Here is a 22454-nt window from a genome sequence, read left to right as displayed (position 1 = left end):
GCTCCCTTATGGCTACAGCTTCAACAACAAACAAATCGTCAACCCCGTCTTTTCCGACCTTCGAAAATACTTTCGCGACGCTGGGCGATGCGTTTTCAGCTTCTGTGCAGGCGCAGCCGTTTAAGTCGTCATATCTCATCGCTGCCAACGAACCGCTGGCCGAACAACTTGGTATCGACCCGAGTTTGATTCGCCACGATTTTTTCCGACAAATTTTCTCAGGGGAGAAGTTGGCTGATGGTAGTCAGAGCATCGCAGCCGTCTATTCTGGCCATCAATTCGGTGTTTGGGCGGGCCAACTCGGCGACGGTCGTGCCCTTTTACTTGGTGATATCAAACTTCACGAGCCAGATTCGAACAGCTATTCTCGTTATGAGATCCAGCTGAAAGGCGCTGGTCCGACACCATTTTCACGCATGGGCGACGGTCGCGCCGTGCTACGGTCATCCCTGCGTGAATACCTTTGTTCCGAGGCGATGAACGCCTTAGGCATACCAAGTTCAAGAGCATTAAGCTTAATCGGCTCAGATCAATATGCAATGCGTGAACAACCAGAAAAGACGGCGATTGTTGCACGGGCTGCGCCAAGTTTTATCCGCTTCGGCTCTTTTGAACATTGGTATTACAACGACGAACACGAGAAACTAAAACAACTCGCTGATTTCTGTTTGGAGCATTACTTCTCAAGTTGCCTTGTCGAAGAGAACCCCTATCAGGCAATGCTGAAGAACATAGTCAGATTAACTGCCGAGATGATCGCCCATTGGCAGGCTGTCGGCTTCATGCATGGCGTAATGAATACTGACAATATGTCGATACTTGGACTGACACTAGATTATGGTCCATTTGGCTTCATGGACGGCTATCAGCCGCAACAAATCTGCAATCATAGTGATACTCAGGGGCGCTATGCCTTCCATATGCAGCCGCGTATCGGCCAATGGAATTGCCATGCTCTAGCACAGGCAATGCTGCCGCTCATTGGCGATGTAAACGCAGCACAAGAGGCACTCGCCACCTATGTGCCGAGTTTTGAACAAAAGCATGCACAGTTAATGGCTGCAAAATTCGGATTCCAGCGAACACAAGATGGAGACCTGGACTTGATCTCAGATTTTCTAGACATCATGGCGAAGGGCAATTCCGATTACACCAATAGTTTTAGAGCGCTATCAAACTATAAATTAGCACCAGTTTCTTTGGAAAATGAAAAACTGAGAGATCTGTTTCTAGATCGCGAAAGCTTAGATAAGTGGCTAGAGCGTTATAAAACACGTTTGATCACAGAACAAAGCAATGACGAACAACGCGAAATAACAATGAAACGCAGTAACCCAAAATTCGTATTGCGCAACTACCTCGCACAACAGGCGATCGAAGCGGCGGAGAACAAAGATTTTAGTGAACTTGAGCGTTTGTATACTGTTTTGCTTCATCCCTTTGATGAACAAAAAGAACTCGAAAACTATGCGGCACTGCCGCCAGATTGGGCACAAACTATTTCTGTCAGTTGTTCTTCATAATCTCGACTAATGTTCAAGTCATTTTCATGACCTATTAAAGTTGACCATCAAATACTGAGGAGGATAGATATGAAAGTCGTAAAAACTGAAGCCGAATGGCGCCAGCAACTAAGTGATATTGAATTTCAAGTGACACGACAAGCCGCCACTGAACGTGCATTTACCGGGCGCTACTGGGATCACCACGAGCACGGTATATATACTTGCGTCTGCTGCCAAACACCGTTATTTGAATCAGATGCGAAATTTGAGTCTGGTTGCGGATGGCCTAGCTACTTCAAGGCTCTGAATCCGGCTCATGTACGAGAGATTCGAGACCACTCATATGGCATGACGCGAATCGAAATTGTGTGTAATATCTGCGACGCGCATCTAGGACACGTTTTTCCAGATGGTCCCAAGCCAACTGGATTGCGTTATTGCATTAATTCAGCCTCATTGGCTTTTACCCCCAAATAAAAAATTGAGATGAAGTTACTGTTCGATCTGTTTCCGGTATTACTATTTTTTGTTAGCTATAACCGTGCTGAGAAATACCCAGAAATCTCACATAGGATTGCTAACGATTTTCTTGCGAGCTTTACTTCTGGCGGAAACGTCTCGATGCAAATGGCTCCCATTCTATTGGCGACCACAATCGCTATCGTCATTTCTATATTGCAGATCGCTTACTTGTATCTTAGAAAAAAGAAGATCGATGTCATGTTATGGGTATCTTTCTTCATTGTGACTGTTTTTGGAAGTCTGACAATTTATTTCCAGAACGATCTTTTTATTCGCATCAAGATCACCATTATTTATTGGCTATTTGCCGCTGGTTTTATCGTTGGTGAATATTTTTTGAAGAAGAATTTTTTAAAAATCACAATAGGCTCTGAGATTAAAATGCCGGACCATGCCTGGACGACACTGAATCATCTCTGGGTGGGCTACTTTGTGGTGATGGGTGCGGCAAACCTCTATGTCGCACTCAATTACAGTCAAAGTGAATGGGTAAGTTATAAGTTCTATTCCTTCTTTGCACTTCCAGTGTTCTTGATCGGGCAAAGCCTCCTTTTGGCAAAATACATCGAGGAACCTAAGAGTGAATAACCGTTTTCAACGCATTGAAGATAAGATAAATAGCCATTTCTTCCCGGCAAAATGCGCTTTGCAGGACGATTCTGAGGCGCACCGAGGCCATGCTGGCGCTGCTTCTGGCGCTGGGCACTACTCTGTTACAATTATCAGCGAAAAATTTGAGGGGCTAAATCGTATATCTCGCCACCGACTAGTGTATGATGCCGTTGGCGATTTGATGCACACCGAGATTCATGCTCTGGTGATTAAAGCATTAAGTCCTAGAGAAACACAGATTTAGCATGGCTTAAATACTATTCATTTACGATTTTGTTTTTTACTTTGTTATTTTAGGAACAGATAATGACTTTTAAACCCGCTCATTTGCTGGTTGTACTTTTAGTAACCGCATTCCCAGCTATGGCTGCCGACAATTTAGCAACTGTCAATGGTAAGGCTATCCCTGCCTCTAAAGCAGAACCATTCTTGAAACAAGCTTTGGCTCAAGGTCAAAAAGACACGCCACAATTACGTGCAATGATCAAAGACCGCTTGGTTGGTACAGAAGTTTTGCTTCAGGAGGCGGAAAAAGCAGGCTTCAGTAAGAGCGAAGACGTCAAATTGCAAATCGAAATGGCTCGTCAGCAAATCTTGATTCAATCTCTGATGCGCGCACACGTTGAAAAGAATCCAGTAACAGAAGCAGATATCAAAGCTGCTTATGAAAAATGGAAAACACAAATGGGGGAAACTGAGTTTCATCCGTACCATATTCTTGTAGCTAAAGAAGATGAAGCAAAAGCCATCATCTCTAAATTGAAGTCTGGCGCTAAGTTTGAAGAGTTAGCGAAGCAATCTATAGACACTGGTTCTGCTGGCAAGGGTGGCGACTTGGAGTGGGTTTCACAAGGTAACGTTCCACCGGCGTTTGGCGCGGCTTTAGCAACACTCAAAAAAGGCCAATTCACTGAAACTCCAGTGAAAACTGAAGCTGGCTTCCACATCATTAAATTGGATGATGTACGTCCTCTGAAATTGCCAACTTTAGATGAATTGAAACAACAAATTGGCGAAAGCTTGGTGCAAGAAAAAGTGCAGTTGTATCAACAAGCATTGATCAAGAAAGCTACTATCAAGTAAGCTTCATTGATGAAATAAAAAAAGACGCTACGGCGTCTTTTTTTATTGATGTTAAACGGTGTAAGGATGTCTCTGACTCAATCAAACTCCAATTTTTTCGAGCATACTACCGAGTTCACGAAGCGCCGGCTCCAGTTTAGGGTGTTGTACGGCAAAGCGTGCATATATTTCTTTTGACTTATCACTTAAGGCAGCAAATACAGGATCATCCGGGGCCTCCTTTGCGGCCAAAACTTTCTCGATATCGCCGTTCAAGCTCTGCAGCATTTGCTTCATTTCAGCATCGACTTCATCGGTATGTTGCAAACCATCATGCAATTGTTTCAGCAACCCCTTGAGCATTTCTCGTTTCATAGAATATTCCCCCAATCAAGTTCAAATATACAAATCAAAATCGTTTGCTCAGCTCCTAAACAACATCACTACGGCTTCGGCAGCAATTCCCTCCTCCCGTCCCAAATAGCCCAGTTTCTCATTGGTCTTCGCCTTCACATTCACTTGACTAATCGACACAAGCAGATCTTCCGCTAAGTTTTTTACCATTGTTGGAATATGCGGCGCCATTTTGGGGCGCTGCGCAATGATGGTTGCATCTACATTGCCTACAACAAAGCCGGCCAACTGCACCTGTCGAAGAGCTTCTCGTAACAACACACGCGAATCTGCGCCAGCGTATTTCGCATCTGTATCCGGAAACAATTTGCCAATATCGCCCAAGGCAGCTGCGCCGAGCAAGGCATCTGTAATTGCGTGCAACAACACATCTGCGTCCGAATGTCCAAGTAACCCAGTAGTGTGCGGAATATCGACGCCACCAATAATTAATCTACGACCGGCCACCAATGCATGGCAATCATATCCTTGGCCGATACGAAACGGAGGAAAGCTTTTACTTTCATTGATCATGCTCATACTTCTTTCAAGTTTCTATGTACATTTAATTGGAATCGGTGAGGAGAATTGAAACTCAGGTCTGCCTAGTCTGCAAGACCATCTGCAGATACTCGATATCATCTGGCATAGTCAATTTGCGATTGTGTGCATGCCCCTCCACTAGTTTAGGGCTCCCCCCCATAAATTCAATCGCGCTCGCCTCATCTGTGACGGCTGGTGCTTGTTTTAAAGCGCTCAACAAATTATTCGCACGGAACATTTGCGGCGTTTGCGCCAGCCACATACCCTCACGTGGGATCGTTTGCACCCGCCCCTCGACCACTCGTTTAACGGTATCGACTACGGGCAAGGCCAATAAGCCACCAACATCATCATCCTTTATTTGTTGGATTAAATTTTCGATCAACTGCCTAGTTAGACCAGGTCTGGCTGCATCGTGCACCAATATCCAGTCATCTTTGCCGACCAACTTGTTTGCAAGCAGAAAATGGAGGCCGTTTGTCACTGTCTCAGCTCGAGTACTCCCACCGCAACGTAACACTGTCGAGCGTTCCTGTTGCGGAAGCGAGCTATCAATAAAAGTATCATTTGCACTTACGACTATATAAGTGTGGGTGATCTGAGGGCTGTTAATAAAAGCTTGCACAGTATGTGCGATCACTGATTTCCCGTGAATCTCCAGATACTGTTTTGGTACGTTATTGCCCATGCGAGAACCGACACCCGCTGCAGGGATTAGTGCTATGTATGGCGTCTTTGAGGAAGCGTGCATATGCTATTTAATTACTTTTTATATTGTCATTGGTGCCAAAGGTACTTTTCTACTGAAAGTGACAAGCGAATTCATTCGGATATCGTGACAACTTTACACTAGATTGAGTACTTACAACCAGCGCCCCGGTTTCAGACTAGAAACCGGAATCTGGCAAATGCCCCAGCAGTTCGCTTCGTTTATAATAGAGATCATTTTAACCGCCAACTCTCCAACCCGTTTAAACGAATTCAAATTCAGTGTTTTATTGATTGTGATCGTTAGGCAATGGGTTTCGAGTCGATTTTAGAATCATTACCGAATGTCTTTTGACTTTAGCAAAGCCTTGGCGAAAGCGGGGAATCGTTTTGTTCTGCCATCCACTCACGGATCTGCCGATGCTTATGCCCTATCGCAAGCCGCGCACAAACTAAAAATAGAGGGGCGTCTCCTCACAATTTTTGTGGCCAACCCCGGGGATGCGCAGCGCCTATTACAAGAAATCCCTTGGTTCGTGCCAGATTTACGTTGCCATCTTCTTCCAGATTGGGAGACATTGCCGTATGACGCCTTCTCGCCCCATCAAGATTTGGTTTCGGAGCGACTTGCGACCTTATACGAGATCAATTCTGGCAATTGCGATGTATTGATAGTTCCAGCGACGACCGCATTGGTTCGCATGGCACCACCCTCCTTCCTCGCTGGCTACACCTTCTTTTTCAAGCAAGGTGAGACGCTCAACGAAGCAAAACTAAAATCTCAACTAACCTTGGCAGGTTATACGCATGTATCGCAGGTTATGTCACCTGGTGAATATTCTGTGCGTGGCGGTTTAATTGACCTCTTTCCGATGGGATCTGTCCTCCCTTATCGCATCGATTTATTTGGCGACAGTATTGAAACTATACGCACCTTCGATGCTGACACTCAACGCTCTTTGTACCCGGTCAAAGAGGTAAGACTTTTACCTGGTCGTGAGTTTCCAATGGATGAGGCAGGACGGTCAGCGTTTCGCAATCGTTGGCGTGAACAGTTTGAAGGCGATCCTTCACGTTCAACCGTGTATAAAGACATCGGCAATGGCATAGCTTCTGCAGGGATCGAGTATTACCTACCTTTATTCTTTGAGCAAACCGCGAGTCTTTTCGACTACCTACCTTCTGACACTTATTTTGCCTTGCAAGGTGATATTGAAGCTGGCATTCAACGTTTTTGGAATGACACTCGTTCGCGTTATAACTTTTTGAAGTCTGATCGTGAGCGTCCAGTCTTAGCACCCGAAGTTATATTTTTACGTGATGAAGATTTTTTCTCTGCGCTAAAAGACCAAGCACGCTGGGTTTTACAAAGTGGCGGTGCTGCTTCGGAAGTCTCCAGTATGCTTCCGGACATCGCAGTGAATCGTCGTGCAGATGATCCTTTAACCAATCTACGTGCATTCCTACTACAAACCGACAAACGCATCTTTATCTGTGCCGAAACCGCAGGACGTCGCGAAACGCTGCAGCAGTATTTCCGTGATTTCGATCTTGAACTTCAAGTGAGCGAAAGCTTTACTGATTTTCTAACATCCCAGAACAAATTGGTATTGGGCGTTGCACCAATCCATACTGGATTCCAGCTTAGTGATTTCGCCTTCATCACAGAAACAGAGCTTTACGCAGGCTCTGGAAAACGTATAGGCCGAAAAAAACAAGAGGCAGTGACGCAGGTTGAGCACATGGTGCGCGACTTATCTGAGCTCAAGATTGGTGACCCTGTGGTTCATAGCAATCATGGTATCGGTCGTTACATGGGCTTGATCAACATGGATCTAGGTGAAGGTGAAACCGAATTTTTGCATTTGGAATACGCCAAAGATACCAAGCTCTATGTGCCTGTATCTCAATTGCACGTCATTTCTCGCTACTCTGGCGCGAACCCAGATGATGCGCCACTACACGCTTTAGGCTCAGGTCAGTGGGAAAAAGCGAAACGCAAAGCCGCGCAACAAATACGTGATACCGCAGCCGAGCTGCTCAATCTTTATGCGCGTCGTGCGCTGCGCACGGGCCATGCTTTTGAGTATTCGGCGCATGACTACGCAGCCTTTGCCGATAGTTTTGGTTTCGATGAAACTCCAGATCAAGCCGCTGCAATCAATGCCGTCATTGGTGATATGACCTCCGGCAAGCCGATGGATAGGCTGATCTGCGGTGACGTGGGGTTTGGAAAAACCGAAGTCGCACTGCGTGCAGCTTTTGTGGCTGTTATGGGCGGCAAACAAGTCGCGATCCTAGCACCGACCACCCTACTCGCTGAGCAGCATGCGCAGACCTTTGCCGACCGTTTCGCCAATTGGCCAGTACGCATTGCAGAGTTGTCGCGCTTCCGCAGTGGCAAGGAAATTAGTCAGGCCATCAAAGGCATGGGCGATGGTACGGTCGACATCGTGATCGGCACGCATAAATTGCTATCCGATGATGTGAAATTTTCGCGCCTTGGCCTAGTGATTATCGATGAAGAGCATCGCTTTGGCGTACGTCAAAAAGAAACGCTGAAAGCGCTCCGCGCTGAAGTGGATGTATTGACCTTAACCGCGACGCCAATTCCGCGAACTTTAGGTATGGCCTTAGAAGGCTTGCGTGACTTCTCTGTGATTGCAACCGCGCCACAAAAACGTCTCGCCATCAAAACTTTCGTACGTAGTGAGAGTGAATCTGTGATTCGTGAGGCCTGCTTGCGCGAACTCAAACGTGGTGGCCAAGTCTACTTCTTACACAACGAAGTCGAGACTATCGAGAATCGAAAAGCGATGCTGGAAGCTTTACTGCCTGAGGCCCGCATCGCTGTCGGCCATGGACAAATGAACGAGCGAGACCTAGAAAAAGTCATGCGAGACTTTGTGGCGCAGCGCTATAACATTTTGTTGTGTACCACGATTATCGAAACTGGTATTGACGTACCAAGCGCCAACACCATTATCATGCATCGTGCTGACAAATTCGGTCTAGCGCAACTGCATCAATTGCGGGGGCGAGTCGGTCGCTCCCACCACCAAGCCTACGCCTACCTATTAGTGCATGATGTACAAGGTTTAACTAAACAAGCCAACCGCCGCTTAGAAGCAATCCAACAGATGGAGGAACTTGGCAGTGGCTTCTATCTTGCCATGCACGACTTAGAGATCCGTGGCGCAGGTGAAGTACTTGGAGACAATCAATCCGGTGAGATGCATGAGATCGGTTTCCAAATGTATTCCGATATGCTCAACGAAGCAGTACGCGCCCTGAAAGCGGGTAAAGAACCAGACTTAGCGGCGCCACTCTCCACCACAACCGAAATTAATTTACACATCCCAGCACTTTTACCGAGTGACTTCTGTGGAGATGTACACGAACGCTTGTCTATCTACAAGCGTCTCGCAAACTGTAACAAACAGGATGCCATCGATGACCTGCAAGAAGAATTGATCGATCGTTTCGGTAAATTACCTGAACCTGTCAAATCTTTGCTTGAGACTCACCGCTTACGAGTCGCTGCGAAACCACTAGGCATTATTAAGATTGATGCGCATAGTGAAGCTGCGACACTGCAGTTTGAGCCTCAACCACCTATCGACGCCATGCGTATTATTGAGTTGGTCCAGAAAAACAAGCATGTCAAACTCAATGGTCAGGACAAGTTACGGATCACAGCAAACATGCCTGACCTCGCAGCACGTGTTGCGCAAATTAAAACTACTATGAGAGCGCTCCACTGAGCGTTCACGATGCATATGAATCCAACAAATCTTGTTTTACAAATCGCCGTCGGCTCCATGATTATTCATCAAACTTTGATTGATGAATTCACATACCAACTCAAAGCCAACGTTAATGAACAACTTGCGAATGGTAGCGTTCGCCTGCACAATATCCAGCTGAATGATTCCTTACGCGAACAGATAGAACAACGCTGTTTCGAAGCAAAAATCGATCTCTATTGGGAAGAAAAACAACGAACACTAACAGACTTCAAGCTGGTGGCGATGGACATGGATTCCACGCTGATCACGATCGAATGCATAGACGAAATCGCAGATATGCAAGGTCTCAAGGCCCAAGTATCTGAGATTACAGAAGCAGCAATGCGAGGAGAGCTCGAGTTCCAAGAAAGTCTACTGCGTCGAGTAGCGCTACTAAAAGGTTTAGACGCAAGTGCGCTCGAACGGGTCTATGAAGAGCGACTTAAATTATCACCGGGCGCGGAGCAAATGCTATCCGCGGTGCAGCAAGCAGGCCTAAAAACCTTGTTGGTGTCGGGTGGATTTACTTTCTTTACCGACCGCATCAAACAAAGGCTGAACCTTGATTTTACACATGCGAACCAGTTAGAGATTATCGATGGGAAACTCACGGGCAAAGTGATCGGTACTATCGTCGATGCAGATGAAAAGAAACGTACTGTCGAACGTGTTTGTGCTGAACTGAATATCTCACCAGCAGCAGCCATCGTCATGGGTGATGGCGCAAATGATCTCAAGATGATGTCGATATCTGGGCTCTCAGTTGCTTTCCGTGCCAAGCCTGTGGTACGGCAACAAGCATCTTTGGCGCTGAATTTCGCCGGACTCAACGGAGTGCTGAATTATTTAAGTTAAGCGATGAGGCTGCGTCTTGGCCAAGCCTTGGGGCTTGGCCTAAAATGACACACCAAGGAACATTGCGACATCAATCCATACTGAAGTAACTCACTTAAATCGATACTTTTTTTGTTTCCTGCTATCTCAAGGTATTCGATCGGGCTCATGTAACGCGCAATTTGCGCAGCAAGACATCCTCGCTGTCTCTTAACATCGTTTCAAAACAAGTTTAGGGGTGTGGATTGAGCTCCGTCCACTCGAAGTTGATTTCCCCAATGTTCGCGACATCAGCACATACCACCTTGCCTGCTGCATAAATGAAACGATGATTCGGAAGATCACCAGTCCTTGTCGCCCTAGTAAAGGCAAAGAACGCACTCAACATCAGGCCAGAAAAAATCCGATAACTGCGCGTCATTTTTTCTCGTACGAGGACCAAACAAAAACCGTGATTGGCCCTCGCAGTATTAGGGAATAAGTCGAATTAATTCGCCTGAGATAACTTCCAAACGTGGGCTAGCTCAATGGTCGATGCCACGGGAACGCCGTTGATCACGCTAGGAGACGCCTTGCAATTTCCTGACTGCAACGTAGCTTGTAGTGCCTTATCAAGACCGCGGAATCCACTAGATTTTAGGATCGTAACATTCGAGATCTGGCCGTCCGTGCCAATACTCAACTGCGCCTCAGTAATACCTTCCTCCTGATTACGGCGCGATGCTTTAGGATATTCCAATTGGCATTCAGCTGCACCAAGTTGCACGATCGCTGGCCTTGTAGAGCCCTTCTCCGCGGCAAAAGTCACGGTCTCAGGAGGTGTCGCAGGACGTCGACCGACATCACCCCAATTTACACTTATGCTGGCCTCGGCTGCAAAACTCTGACCGTTAACCATACCAGGAGTCGCTTTACAGCGACCGTTCATTAAAGCGTGTTTAACTGCGTCATCGAATTCAACAAAGCCACTCGACTTCACGGTATTCACTCTGACAATATTGCCGTCTTCTGCCACTAATGCTTTTGCTATCGTCAATCCTGAGGGCACGATCTCGATAGTGGTTGCAGGCAAACTAGGACTGCAATTTGGGTTTGAAAGATCTACACGAGGCGACTTAAATTCGAAAACTTTTCCAGCAAGCTCACTTAGCTTGGAAGTGGGCGTTTTAACTTGATCCGCCATTTTCGATTCTGACGACTTTGTGTCCTTCAAATCACTTTCGAGACTAGCGCCACCCCCTTCAGTATTTTTAGCGATATGAGAAGATTCTACCTGTGTGGTATCTAGCGCTAATTTTTGCAAAGGATCGCGCTTCTCGTCGCTCATCATCTCTGGCAAGTTCACTTGTGTGACTGGCTCAGCATGCGAATCCGCACGATCCACGATTTCACCGCGATTAACTTGCTGAATAGGTGCCTCTCTCATTTGAACATTCATCGCATTAGCCGCTAATGCAAGACTAGTGCCAACGACGGTAGCGAACGTTAAGATCGCCTTCCAACCCAAAGATTGGCGTTGTGGATGAATCAAGCGTGAAATTCTGGACATAAGATCTCCTCCATTTGCTCCTAGAGCAATTTGTGTTTGAGAAAACTGGAACAATTCCAGCTCTTGAAGTGCAATAGCAAGTCGCCGCGGTTCGCCAAGTACATTCGCTGCAATATCATCAGCAATAATCTCGCGCTCTCTACGAATTTGTTTAGAAATCCACCATACCGCTGGATGGTAGAACAAAATAATTTCGATCAAGTTTTGTATCAAATTAAATGCATAGTCGAAGCGTTTGATATGCGCTAACTCATGTGCAATCAGTGCCTCGACCAAATGAATATCGATTCTGCTTATCATCGCTGCTGGAACCAAAATCATGGGTTTAATGACGCCCATTGTTATTGGGCCCGTAAGGTCAGCGACCACTCGCACGCTTACACCAAACTTCAAATTAAAACGTTCAACAAGACGATCAAGCAGCACTTGCAGTTGCGCTTGATGAGGATGCTGCGATTGCGTAATCCACTGCAACCAAGCAAAGCCCATGATCAAACGTAGGCTCAAAAGACAGACGATGGCAAACCAAGCGAAAACAATTTCTTGCAAATACTGTGCGAGAAAGCTTTGGAGATTGAACTCGGAACTGCGGTCCCCCATCTCCGCCCATGTCGCACTTATCGCCACCTGCCCTTGCACTTCAATAACAGGTGCCTGCAGGCTCTGTAGGACAGACGCGATAGGAAGAAGAACACATAGCATGAGTGAGAGATAGGAAATGACATATGTGATTCGAGGCTTTGATCTTGCAAACAAATATAAGAACACAAATAGGAGCAACGCGATTACACTCAATTGCCATAGACTTGAAAGTAACGCCCAACCGATGGCATCAATAATCTTCGTAAGTTGAGGATTCATTCTTCTTCTCCGTGTAGAAATTTTTGAATTTCAGCACGTTCTTCTTTACTCACATGGCTTTTCAAAGCAGCCAATACCAATGCTTTAGCCGAACCAGAAAATGCTTTTTGAATCAAATCTTTTACCAAACTCGTTTGCACACTATCTTGCTCAGCGATGGCGGCGTAGACATGAGCACGTTGACTTTCATCACGGCTTAGTTGCCCTTTACTATGCATCACCTGCAGCAAGCGCAACACTGAGGCATATGCCAATTCAGGACGAGTCTTTTGCGCGAACTCATGCACTTGTTTGGCTGTGGATGGCCCGATTTCCCAGAGCACACGCATCATTTCCATTTCAGCGCTAGTCGGTTTTGTTCGTTTCTTCATCGCTTTATCAGCAGCTGTGTTTGAGGACAGGTTCTTCATTTTTACCTTGCAAGGAGTAAATTAAGTAGATCACATGATCTAGATTAGTTGATCTAGATCGACTTGTCTAGAACTTTTTGGGATTTATTTTATTTTTTTTAATGCTTTATTTGTACCACTATCGACACGACCATTGGACGCTCGCGAGCAGATCAAGCGTTATAATGATTTCACTTGGTTGACCTCAACACTAGGAGAGAAAAATGATCGACGTGTATACATGGCCCACCCCAAATGGACACAAAATTCACATCATGTTGGAAGAGTGTGGTATCCCTTACCGCGCCATTCCCGTTGATATCGGCGCCGGTGATCAATTCAAGCCGGACTTTCTCGCCATCTCTCCCAACAATAAAATCCCAGCAATCGTCGACGCTGACGGCCCCGATGGCAAACCAATCGCCCTCTTCGAATCGGGTGCGATATTGGTGTATTTAGCTGGCAAAGCCGCACGTTTCCTTGGTGATACGGATCGCGAAAAATTTGAATGTTTGCAGTGGTTGATGTTCCAAATGGGTGGTCTGGGCCCTATGCTGGGTCAGGCTCATCACTTCCGTATCTATGCCCCTGAGAAAATTGAGTATGCATTCAATCGTTATACCAACGAGGCGAATCGGCTCTATGGCGTACTAGAAAAACGTCTAAGCCAGTCAGCCTATCTGGCGGGCGACAACTACACGATTGCAGATATCGCCTGCTTCCCATGGACGCGTTCAGCTACGAATCAAGGCGTGGACTGGAATGACTTCCCCAATACCAAACGCTGGTTCGATGAAATCAATGCACGCCCTGCTGTTCAACGAGGTTTAAGCGTGTTGGCAAGTTCACGCAAAGCGCTGACAGATGACAAAACACGCGATATTTTGTTTGGCAAAACCCAATACGCCAAACGATAATGGATGCTCTGGGCTGCATGAAGACAGCCCGATTCGTGCGCACTTTTTGAAACTGAAATTCATTCATTAAAAATTATGACTATGCGACGCGCACCCAAAAAGAAAATTCAAAAACTGGCCGGCGATGCTTTGCGCATCGCGAACTTGGCCCAAGCGATTTCTCAAGCAGGAAGCAGGCTCGAAGATCAAGATTGGCAAAACTTACTTGACGCAATGGTCGCTAAGAACCTTGAACTCAAACACCAAGCCGTATTAGACGCTGCTGCGGAGCATGTATTTACCAATCTGCCCGATGCTTATGAAATCTTGATCGAATCAATAGAGTCCAAAGCGACCGCCGATCAGATCAAAGATGGCGATTCTGAATACGAAATTATTCTCGTCGCCGCACCGATTTTGGCTTGGAGCAGATTCGAAATATTTTCGGGGAGTATCCCTGCAGCGATATTGAAATCGTTGACGACGAGTTGGCGCGAATCTTTGCTATGCAAAGGTGTTCAGGTTAGCATCTTGCCGACCTTATATTCAATCGACCAACTCCCGCAAACTTACTGCGATGTGAACGATGTTTTGCACCACACTGCAAAAGACTATCTCAATAATAAGCCCGCTATTGCGCACAAAGATTTACCTAAGACAGTACCTTTCTTGGCCGACAGTCGATATCTGTTAGGTGTGGTACTCGCTCCAGTCAATTCACCTGTATTCCAATGGCAAATGACACCATCGCCATTTGATATCGCAAAAGCGAAAGAAGCGACTTTGCTGATCTGGAAGCAAAGAGCACATGCAGAAGTCGCGCATTTACTCCCCGGTTGTGGGTTCGAATTTTTACTCCCAGAAGCATATTACTCAGCTTGCCGCGAAGCCGATATTTTGATACGTCCCATTTCAATTCGTTCGGCTGTCTTTTACCTAACACAGACATTAAATGTTGAAGCATCAGATCTCGGTGCTGTTATTGGCCGATTTGGGCCAGAAACTCACCCAGGTCAGGTCGATGAGTTGCGGGTAGGGTTCACACTGAAGAACGAGCCGGAAGTCATCTATGGTGTGATTTGGCCGTTGTACCAGCAAGAAGACGAAATCAATGCTTTGATTGGTCCATCCATTCACCAGATGGACGAAAGACTCGGTGAAATTCCAACACTACTTACTGAAAGTGGGGTCACCAACATCAATATCCTCGAAGATATCTTCGGGATGGAGTATTGCGACGATTGCCAAGCGCCTTTGTATGCTGATGCGGAAGGCGAACTGGTACATCCTGAAATGCCCGATGATGCACCACCAGAAGGTTCAGTTCATTTGCATTGAGTTCAATTTGTGAAATCAACTAAGAAAAAATAAAGGCAGGAAATTCCTGCCTTTATTTTTGATAACCCAAACTTGCGATCAGGTAGCCTTGGACCATGCGGAGAATGGGTGCTTCAAAAGATTCGAGTTTGCATATCGATGATCATGGCTAACTTCTTCGCCAACCCAATCTGGTTTAGGAAACGCTTGATCCGCAAACTGCAATTCGATTTCCGCGACAACCAAACCAAGGTTATCACCAAGGAACTCATCCACTTCCCACACAAACTCTGAAACTGCGATGCGATAACGATATTTTTCAATCAATGGTCCAGTACATAAGGAATCGAGCATGCATTCAGCATCTGCAACAGGAATACCATATTCCCACTCTGCTCTTTCTATACCTGATGCCTTGCCCTTAATCGTCAACATAGCACGCTGATCTTCGATCCTAACACGGACGATGCGAGCAGGATCACTGCTTAAGTATCCTTGACGCATCGTAACTGGGTTTGCCAAGGCTTTCCACGCATCCCCTCGCACTAGGAACTTACGCTCAATCTCCAAACCCATATTCAAGAACTCTCAGACTAAATTCATAAAGAAGGTTTAGGCCTTCAATGAAGTCAAAATTGGTTGCAACATCGCTTCACCCAACTTCATGCTTCGCATGCCATCCCAACCCACTTCTAGATCCGGCATATTGGCATTATCTTTGAACGGCAATTCCAAGGTCAACGATACGCATTTATAAGTGTGACCGATATACTTGGACGCTAACTTCAACAAATCTTCATTGTACTTACTCGCTTCGTAACCAAACTTGGTTTGGAAATCTGGGCTAGCAGCGCAGAAGCTATCGACGAAAGCATTTTGTTCGCGCGTTTGCTTTTCGCTGAACCCTTCCAACATTTCGCTACCAGCGACAAACACGTAAGGCAAGCCTTCATCGCCATGAATATCAAGGAACAAATCGCAACCGACTTCTTCAATTTTCTTCTTGACGTAATACACTTCCGGACTTGTCACTAGCGATGGTGTCATCCACTCACGATTGAGGTTTGCACCAGCGGCATTGGTACGTAAATTACCGCGCACGGAGCCATCGGGATTCATGTTCGGTACGACGTACAACACAGCACGATCCAAAATCGCACGAGCAATTGGATTCGCAGGATCTAACAGGGCGTTTAACGTCCCTTCGACTAGCCATTCCGCCATTGATTCACCTGGATGCTGACGAGCGATAATCCACACTTTTTTCTCAGCACTTGGATTGCCAACGACGACCATATTTAAATCACGACCATCGATCGTATTGCCAAGATCTACCACACTAACCTGCTCAGATTGGCCAACACTGCCGAGCAAAGCTAAATGGCGCTCCCAGCTGTAGGGCTCAAAATAAGCGAAATAGACGCTGTCCGCATCCGGAGTGTGTTTAATCGTCATCACTTTACCGTCAAACTCCGTCTCGACACGGAACCAATTTTCACGATCATAAGAAGCTACAGCACGATAGCCGTCCCAGCCATCTGCATAGGTCGCATCTCCTGCATTCAAAATACGAATTGTTGCATCTTGATTGCGCGCACCTTGCAAACGGAAATAGAACCACTGCATAAAGTCCGCGTGGGAGTCTTTACGCAAATTCAATTCGATATTATTCACATCGGAGGCATTTACGACTTCGATTGCACCTGCATCAAAATTTTGGCTGATTTTTATCGACATATTCTTCTCTTGGCATTAGGACGCTGTTGATTTGCGCTGTTTTTTTTTAAAAAAGGAGGTGGATAGCTGCGGTATCACAGAAGCAGTATTGTCACCGCAATCACCCACAACTGACAATCAAAAAATCGCTCGATAGCCATAAAAACTCCCTTTCTTGAGCCTAACAACATTAGATACTCACCTATAAACCCGTGTTGTGAGACGAACTTTCGATGGAAAAAAAACAGTAAATACCCTATAATCGCCCGCTCAGAGTCGGGGCGTAGCGCAGCCTGGTAGCGTACATGCATGGGGTGCATGGGGTCGGAGGTTCGAATCCTCTCGCCCCGACCAATTATGAAAAAGGCCTGTCATCTAAACGATAACGGGCCTTTATTCTTTTACCCACTACCTAGGGTAAAGATCTGGCAAAATTATTGATTGCTGTGACATCTGGGGGCATAGAAATGAATGGTATCTGCTCCCTTTCTAAAGTCTCGCGCAACTCTCGATCGATCACTTTAGCTTCTTCTTCACTTTGAAAACGCCCGGTATGTACGTATTTTTTATCACCACGCTCGACTAGTATGTTGATATTGTCATGACGGTGGTACCAATCGAGAATATGTTCTTTGGTTTTCGCAACATCGCATATATTTTCACGATAGTTCTCGTTGTAATACAGGACTTGCATCAATGCACACTCGGTAACCAAGTATTGAACTTGTCCATCAAGCAGATCTAGCATTTCGAACTGCCGCTGTGCAACTCGATATTGATTTCGTAAAGCCTCAAAATCTTTCTGCCAAACCAGGGATTTTGCATAGTCAGGAATTTGCTCGACAGATTTATGTCTAAGATTGAGATTCAAAATGATGGCAGAAGAAAACAAAGACTTGTCGCAGCCTGGCCCACCAATAATATTAATCACCTTGGTTGGGTAGAGCCGCATTTTGTGTTCGGGCATAGCGCGCGTCACACCGGCTATTTGCATCGACATATCACCTCCTTGGTCACACTAGGTTCACCATCTGTTTTTCATCATAGACGGTATTTTTCCGTAAGGCAATTTAGTTAATCATAATCCACTGAACATCAGCGCAAACACAAACATATCGTGGTATCCCAGGGAATTTAAGCCTTACGAGGCCTGAAGAGACATACAAAGTGACTACGCAACCGCTTTATCTACGACTACTTTAAAGCAACAATGAAATCACAATGAGAGTCACTTCTTGACTGCCCAAAAGACAAAGGGACCAAATCATCGCTGATTTGGTCCCTTTGTATATTTGAAATCTAGCCGATTAATCGACGCGAATAACTTGATCGCCAATACGGAATTTCTCACGGCGATCGCCCATCAAAGCACGCAGGTCCTTGATGCTCAAATCGCTGATTTCGTGCATACGAATCAACAAAGAAGCACCAACTGGGAGATGGTGATGACGAATTTTACTAATGACCGGAGGAGCAACTTCCAAGGCTCTGGACAGTGCTGCGTCATTTTTCAAATTCAATTGTTTGATCAAGGTATCCAACAGGTTGTTTGGATTGTAATCAAAATCGTCAGACTTCAGATCTAATAGATTTGCCATTGTTTTACTCACTCTTCACAAAATACAGCCAATTACATCTGTATGCGCCAAAGTACGGGTAATTTGGTCGCTTCTTATAATGTCGACTCTGGTAATAAAACTACAGAATCGCCTCGTTTCAAATCAGAAATCGTGTCAAACAGCAAGTTTGTCATTAGTTTTGCATGATTCGTTAGAATCATTTCTTGAGCAAAGCTCTAATAGAACACATAAATCTGATGGGGGTTTGACTCAAGTTCAAGCCGATTGATCTGCGTCAATTCCGGCTCTCATTTGTTTGAATGGCGGAAAGACAGGGATTTGAACCCTGGATACGTCATAAACGTATGCCGGATTTCGAGTCCGGTGCATTCGACCACTCTGCCATCTTTCCAAACTACCAAATGCAGTCAAGCGTGCGATTGTAGCAAAGATCAAATCGGTTTGGTAGCCTGTTTTTTTGGCAAGGTCAAGCCCGAAAGGCTTATAAAGCTTACACTTTTCACTTTATTTGTTGAATATACATAGCGCTAAAGGCCATTTTCACTTGCAAAGCTAATAAGCATGCGGCATTTAGAGTAAACTTACTAAGTATTTCAACTAGCATTTTCTGTAGATTTGTTACGCCTGTTTTTCATATAACAAAATCTCTGAATGAGCACGACCTCAAATATATGAAATCTACTGAAATCACATATTAAAGATATATTTTAAATTTGCACTCTCCACTTGAAAAACAAATCAGCAATCCTCTGACATAAGGAAGTCACATTTAGCACTTACTCTTTTTCACAGCACAGAAAATTTAAGGCGCAAATTTCCAAGCTTTGAAAGTGAGTACCAAATATGGATGATCAAATTGTTCTAAACCAGACCGCCCATCATGTACAGACAGATGGAGTGACATTATCGGATCACCAAACGGCTCATGATACTCAGCGTGAACTCTTGGACATCATCCAGAGGAAACGTTTAAGTGCACGGTTTCAACCGATTATTGACCTAGGTCGTGGCACCATACTTGGGTACGAGGGCTTAATACGCGGCCCTTCGGATAGTATTCTTCATTCACCAATCAAACTGTTTCAAGCCGCTTGGGAGAATAACTTAACAGTACGCGTGGAACATCTTTGCCGAAGGGTAGTACTTGAGCAATTCAAGGCTTTAGAGCTACCGGGCAAGCTCTTTCTCAACGTGAGTCCCGAATGCCTCCTTCAGCGTGATGCTAAACATGGCGAGACACTCGATTACATTCATGAGCTCGGCATTCAGCCCGACAGAGTAATCATCGAGCTTACTGAGTACCAACCAACTCATGATTACGCTGTGCTACAAGAGGCTGTACAGCATTATAGAAACATGGGATTTCAAATCGCAATTGATGATTTGGGGGAAGGGTTTTCCAGCCTTCGCTTGTGGTCAGAGTTAAAACCTGAATACGTCAAAATCGATATGCACTTTATTCAAGGAATTGACAAAGATCCGGTGAAAATGCAGTTTGTAAGATCAATTCAAAGTATCGCGATCCAGTCTGCAACGAAAGTTATCGCTGAAGGAATTGAAACACATGGCGAGCTTATTGCTGTCAGAGACCTCGGCGTTTCTTGCGGCCAGGGATATCACATCGCTAAACCACATGCCTCTCCGGCCAAAGCAATTTCAGCGGAGGTCGCGCGTAGCATCACACATAGTCGTGTTCGCAAGCCATTGCCGGAACCGCAAAAGAGTAAACCAATGAGCACCATTCGAGATCTGATTAAATCACCTCAGACGGTCAACTCACAAACGCTTAACAACGACGTCGAAAACCTATTCTTGAGTGATAGACAGCTCAAGGTCATTCCTATCGTTAACGAAGGCATACCAGTAGGCATTATCAATCGACACAACATGGTTGATCGCTTTTCACGACCATTTCAACGCGAACTGTATGGCAAGAAGCCATGCTCTTTATTCATGGACCGTGACCCAGTAGTGGTCGATCACGAGACGAGTTTACATCAAGTCAGCCACGTGATCGTGGAGGCCGACCCAGATCAACTCATCAACGGCATCCTCATTACCGAAGATGGTCGCTATATCGGTATGGTTACTGGACCAGAATTGATGCGCACAATCACCCAGATGCAAATTGAGGCTGCAAGATATGCGAATCCACTGACCCAATTACCTGGCAACGTCGCTATCAATCAACACATCGATCAACTACTTACAACTCAAAGCACCTTTGCGGCGTGCTACGCAGACTTAGACCACTTCAAACCTTTTAATGATGTCTACGGCTATCAGAAAGGTGATGAAGTTATCCAGTTGACGAGCGCGATCTTGCGTGAGTTTTGTGACTCAAATGAGGATTTTATTGGCCATATTGGCGGCGACGATTTTATTATCCTTTTTCATAGCGAAGATTGGGAAAATCGATGCAGACAAATTCTGAGACGCTTTGAACAATCAATAGGTGATTTCTACAGCCACGAGGATAGAGAGCAAGGTGGTTACATCAGCGAGGACCGGCAGGGCAAAAAAACATTTTATCCACTCATTTCTCTATCGCTGGGCGTGATCCCGGTACCATCTCAACGATTCCAATCGCATCATGAGATTTCTGTTGCAGCTGCAGACTCGAAGAAACAAGCAAAAAAAATTCACGGCAACAGCTTATTCATCGATCGAAGGACTGAATGTGAAAGACACCAATGATAGCCTCTCGCGCCTGAACAAAAAAAAGCCCGCAAATGTGCGGGCTTTTGTTTAATATTAAAGGACCAATGAGAATTAGACTTTCTAATCTCGCTCTATAATCAAACCGCTAGCAACTTTTCAACACCACCCATATACGGACGCAATGCCTCAGGGATGACCACACTGCCGTCAGCTTGTTGGTAATTCTCAAGAACGGCAACTAATGTTCGCCCTACCGCTAACGCTGAACCGTTGAGGGTATGAACCAATTCCGTTTTACCTTGCGCATTACGGAAGCGTGCTTGCATTCGACGGGCTTGGAAAGCGCCCATATTGGAAATCGAAGAGATCTCACGATAGGTATTTTGCGCCGGCAACCACACTTCGAGATCATAAGTTTTTGCAGCGCCAAAGCCCATATCACCTGTACACAGACTCATAACACGATATGGCAAGCCCAATTTTTGCAGAATCGATTCAGCATGATTAACCATTTCCTCTAACGCCTCCATCGATTTTTCAGGATGAGCTACCTGCACCAACTCAACTTTATCAAATTGATGTTGACGAATCATGCCGCGAGTGTCACGCCCGTAACTGCCAGCTTCGGAACGGAAGCATGGTGTGTGTGCGGTCATCTTCATCGGCAGCGCATCGGCAGGCAGAATCTCGTCACGTACCGTATTGGTCAATGTCACTTCGGCAGTTGGAATCAAATAAAAGGACTCGCCCTCACCTTCTTGACCACCTTTTTTAACTGCGAACAAATCTTCTTCAAACTTCGGGAGCTGTCCGGTGCCACGCATCGAGTCTGCATTCACCATATATGGTGTGTAATGTTCAGTGTATCCGTTCTCCATAGTTTGTGTGTCGAGCATAAACTGCGCTAATGCGCGGTGCAAACGAGCCATTCCACCTTTCAATACAGCGAAACGTGAGCCGGTCAATTTCACAGCGACATCAAACTCGAGGCCAAGTGCAGCACCCACGTCCACATGATCTTTTACTTCAAAACTGAAGCTTGGTGGCGTACCCACACTGCGAACCACAACATTTCCCGTTTCATCTTGCCCAACTGGGACCGACTCGTCTGGAAGATTGGGAATCGTCAACATGAAATTACTTAAAGCAACTTGCACTTCACCCAAACGCACTTCAGAAGCCTTAAGCTCATCAGCAATTGCAGCGACTTCTGCCATCACTGCAGAAGCATCTTCGCCTTTGCCTTTCAGCATACCCACTTGCTTCGACAAAGAATTACGCTTGCCCTGCAACTCTTCAGTACGACTTTGAATTTGTTTACGTTCACCTTCTAAAGTATTAAAGGTCGCTACATCCAAGACGAATTTGCGGCTCGCCAAACGTGCGGCCACACTATCGATGTCTTTACGAAGAAGTTGAATATCAATCATGATAATTAAGTGCAAAAAAAAGAAGACGAAGCGCGTATTGTAACAAGGCTCATGCTTTTCCTCTATGTTTTCGCTGAAAAAGCGGTAA

21 protein-coding genes and 2 tRNA genes are annotated in these 22454 nt (G+C 45.7%); 11 read left to right on the top strand and 12 right to left on the bottom strand.

The genetic code is table 11. The features are described 5' to 3' along the window. Positions 1-8 precede the first annotated feature (8 nt). The 5 genes from H8K36_RS00730 to H8K36_RS00710 all read left to right on the top strand — a co-directional run bounded on the left by H8K36_RS00730 (position 9) and on the right by H8K36_RS00710 (position 3722). Entirely contained in the window at positions 9-1523 is a 1515-nt protein-coding gene (locus tag H8K36_RS00730; protein ID WP_186915555.1) for a protein adenylyltransferase SelO, read from the top strand. Positions 1524-1592: 69 nt separating this feature from the next. Continuing rightward, on the top strand, positions 1593-1982 hold the full coding sequence (gene msrB, locus H8K36_RS00725) for a peptide-methionine (R)-S-oxide reductase MsrB (protein WP_222611088.1): 390 nt from the start codon (positions 1593-1595) through the stop codon (positions 1980-1982). Positions 1983-1991: 9 nt separating this feature from the next. Further along, complete coding sequence (locus tag H8K36_RS00720) at positions 1992-2615, top strand: septation protein A (protein WP_186915556.1); 624 nt, start codon at positions 1992-1994, stop codon at positions 2613-2615. Next, entirely contained in the window at positions 2608-2883 is a 276-nt protein-coding gene (locus tag H8K36_RS00715) for a BolA family protein (RefSeq protein WP_186915557.1), read from the top strand. The genes H8K36_RS00720 and H8K36_RS00715 overlap by 8 nt, the downstream gene beginning before the upstream one ends. A 62-nt stretch (positions 2884-2945) precedes the next feature. Continuing rightward, entirely contained in the window at positions 2946-3722 is a 777-nt protein-coding gene (locus H8K36_RS00710; RefSeq protein ID WP_186915558.1) for a peptidylprolyl isomerase, read from the top strand. A gap of 81 nt (positions 3723-3803) precedes the next feature. On the opposite strand, the gene H8K36_RS00705 is transcribed toward H8K36_RS00710, so the two are convergent. The 3 genes from H8K36_RS00705 to ispD all read right to left on the bottom strand — a co-directional run bounded on the left by H8K36_RS00705 (position 3804) and on the right by ispD (position 5388). Then, entirely contained in the window at positions 3804-4076 is a 273-nt protein-coding gene (locus H8K36_RS00705; RefSeq protein WP_186915559.1) for a DUF4404 family protein, read from the bottom strand. Positions 4077-4124: 48 nt separating this feature from the next. Beyond that, positions 4125-4628 (bottom strand): 2-C-methyl-D-erythritol 2,4-cyclodiphosphate synthase, encoded by a 504-nt coding sequence (gene ispF / locus H8K36_RS00700; protein WP_186915794.1) that lies wholly within the window; start codon positions 4626-4628, stop codon positions 4125-4127. Positions 4629-4689: 61 nt separating this feature from the next. Continuing rightward, positions 4690-5388 carry a 2-C-methyl-D-erythritol 4-phosphate cytidylyltransferase gene (gene ispD / locus H8K36_RS00695; RefSeq protein ID WP_186915560.1) on the bottom strand — a complete coding sequence of 233 codons (699 nt, stop codon included), beginning with the start codon at positions 5386-5388 and terminating at the stop codon, positions 4690-4692. Positions 5389-5689: 301 nt separating this feature from the next. On the opposite strand from ispD, the gene mfd reads away from it, so the two are divergent. Further along, positions 5690-9109 carry a transcription-repair coupling factor gene (gene mfd / locus H8K36_RS00690; RefSeq protein ID WP_186915561.1) on the top strand — a complete coding sequence of 1140 codons (3420 nt, stop codon included), beginning with the start codon at positions 5690-5692 and terminating at the stop codon, positions 9107-9109. Between the two features lie 15 nt (positions 9110-9124). Further along, on the top strand, positions 9125-9988 hold the full coding sequence (gene serB / locus H8K36_RS00685) for a phosphoserine phosphatase SerB (RefSeq protein WP_230404255.1): 864 nt from the start codon (positions 9125-9127) through the stop codon (positions 9986-9988). Between the two features lie 211 nt (positions 9989-10199). Here the strand turns inward: serB and H8K36_RS00680 are convergent, their stop codons facing one another. From H8K36_RS00680 to H8K36_RS00670, 3 genes are all read right to left on the bottom strand, one after another. Further along, positions 10200-10388: a hypothetical protein gene (locus H8K36_RS00680; protein ID WP_186915562.1), complete on the bottom strand. Its 189-nt coding sequence runs from the start codon at positions 10386-10388 to the stop codon at positions 10200-10202. A gap of 66 nt (positions 10389-10454) precedes the next feature. Continuing rightward, entirely contained in the window at positions 10455-12377 is a 1923-nt protein-coding gene (locus H8K36_RS00675) for a M56 family metallopeptidase (RefSeq protein ID WP_186915563.1), read from the bottom strand. After that, on the bottom strand, positions 12374-12787 hold the full coding sequence (locus tag H8K36_RS00670) for a BlaI/MecI/CopY family transcriptional regulator (protein ID WP_230404254.1): 414 nt from the start codon (positions 12785-12787) through the stop codon (positions 12374-12376). Before H8K36_RS00670 ends, H8K36_RS00675 begins: the two co-directional genes overlap by 4 nt. A 203-nt stretch (positions 12788-12990) precedes the next feature. Here H8K36_RS00670 and H8K36_RS00665 point away from each other — a divergent pair, with 203 nt between their 5' ends. After that, positions 12991-13683 carry a glutathione binding-like protein gene (locus H8K36_RS00665; protein WP_186915564.1) on the top strand — a complete coding sequence of 231 codons (693 nt, stop codon included), beginning with the start codon at positions 12991-12993 and terminating at the stop codon, positions 13681-13683. Positions 13684-13764: 81 nt separating this feature from the next. After that, positions 13765-15000, top strand: a complete 1236-nt coding sequence (locus H8K36_RS00660; protein ID WP_186915565.1) for a DUF2863 family protein — start codon at positions 13765-13767, stop codon at positions 14998-15000. A gap of 78 nt (positions 15001-15078) precedes the next feature. Here the strand turns inward: H8K36_RS00660 and H8K36_RS00655 are convergent, their stop codons facing one another. Then, positions 15079-15555 (bottom strand): CYTH domain-containing protein, encoded by a 477-nt coding sequence (locus tag H8K36_RS00655; RefSeq protein WP_186915797.1) that lies wholly within the window; start codon positions 15553-15555, stop codon positions 15079-15081. Positions 15556-15591: 36 nt separating this feature from the next. Continuing rightward, positions 15592-16716 carry a M14 family metallopeptidase gene (locus H8K36_RS00650; protein WP_186915566.1) on the bottom strand — a complete coding sequence of 375 codons (1125 nt, stop codon included), beginning with the start codon at positions 16714-16716 and terminating at the stop codon, positions 15592-15594. Between the two features lie 256 nt (positions 16717-16972). Between H8K36_RS00650 and H8K36_RS00645 the strand changes: the two genes are divergently transcribed. Then, positions 16973-17049: transfer RNA gene (locus tag H8K36_RS00645), tRNA-Pro, on the top strand. A 58-nt stretch (positions 17050-17107) separates the two neighbouring features. Here H8K36_RS00645 and H8K36_RS00640 read toward each other — a convergent pair. From H8K36_RS00640 to H8K36_RS00630, 3 genes are all read right to left on the bottom strand, one after another. Further along, entirely contained in the window at positions 17108-17695 is a 588-nt protein-coding gene (locus H8K36_RS00640) for an AAA family ATPase (RefSeq protein ID WP_186915567.1), read from the bottom strand. A gap of 307 nt (positions 17696-18002) precedes the next feature. Continuing rightward, complete coding sequence (locus H8K36_RS00635) at positions 18003-18293, bottom strand: hypothetical protein (RefSeq protein WP_186915568.1); 291 nt, start codon at positions 18291-18293, stop codon at positions 18003-18005. Between the two features lie 282 nt (positions 18294-18575). Then, a tRNA-Ser gene (locus H8K36_RS00630) sits at positions 18576-18666 on the bottom strand. Between the two features lie 452 nt (positions 18667-19118). Here H8K36_RS00630 and H8K36_RS00625 point away from each other — a divergent pair. Further along, entirely contained in the window at positions 19119-20972 is a 1854-nt protein-coding gene (locus tag H8K36_RS00625; RefSeq protein ID WP_186915569.1) for a GGDEF domain-containing protein, read from the top strand. A gap of 101 nt (positions 20973-21073) precedes the next feature. Here H8K36_RS00625 and serS read toward each other — a convergent pair whose 3' ends face one another. After that, positions 21074-22366, bottom strand: a complete 1293-nt coding sequence (gene serS / locus H8K36_RS00620; protein ID WP_186915570.1) for a serine--tRNA ligase — start codon at positions 22364-22366, stop codon at positions 21074-21076. Positions 22367-22454: the final 88 nt, after the last annotated feature.

The organism is Affinundibacterium nitidum, from assembly GCF_014284155.1.
In the GTDB taxonomy this organism is placed as follows: domain Bacteria; phylum Pseudomonadota; class Gammaproteobacteria; order Burkholderiales; family Burkholderiaceae_D; genus Undibacterium; species Undibacterium nitidum.
The sequence above is the reverse complement of the archived record's forward strand: the minus strand, read 5'-3'. Positions and strand labels throughout refer to the sequence as shown.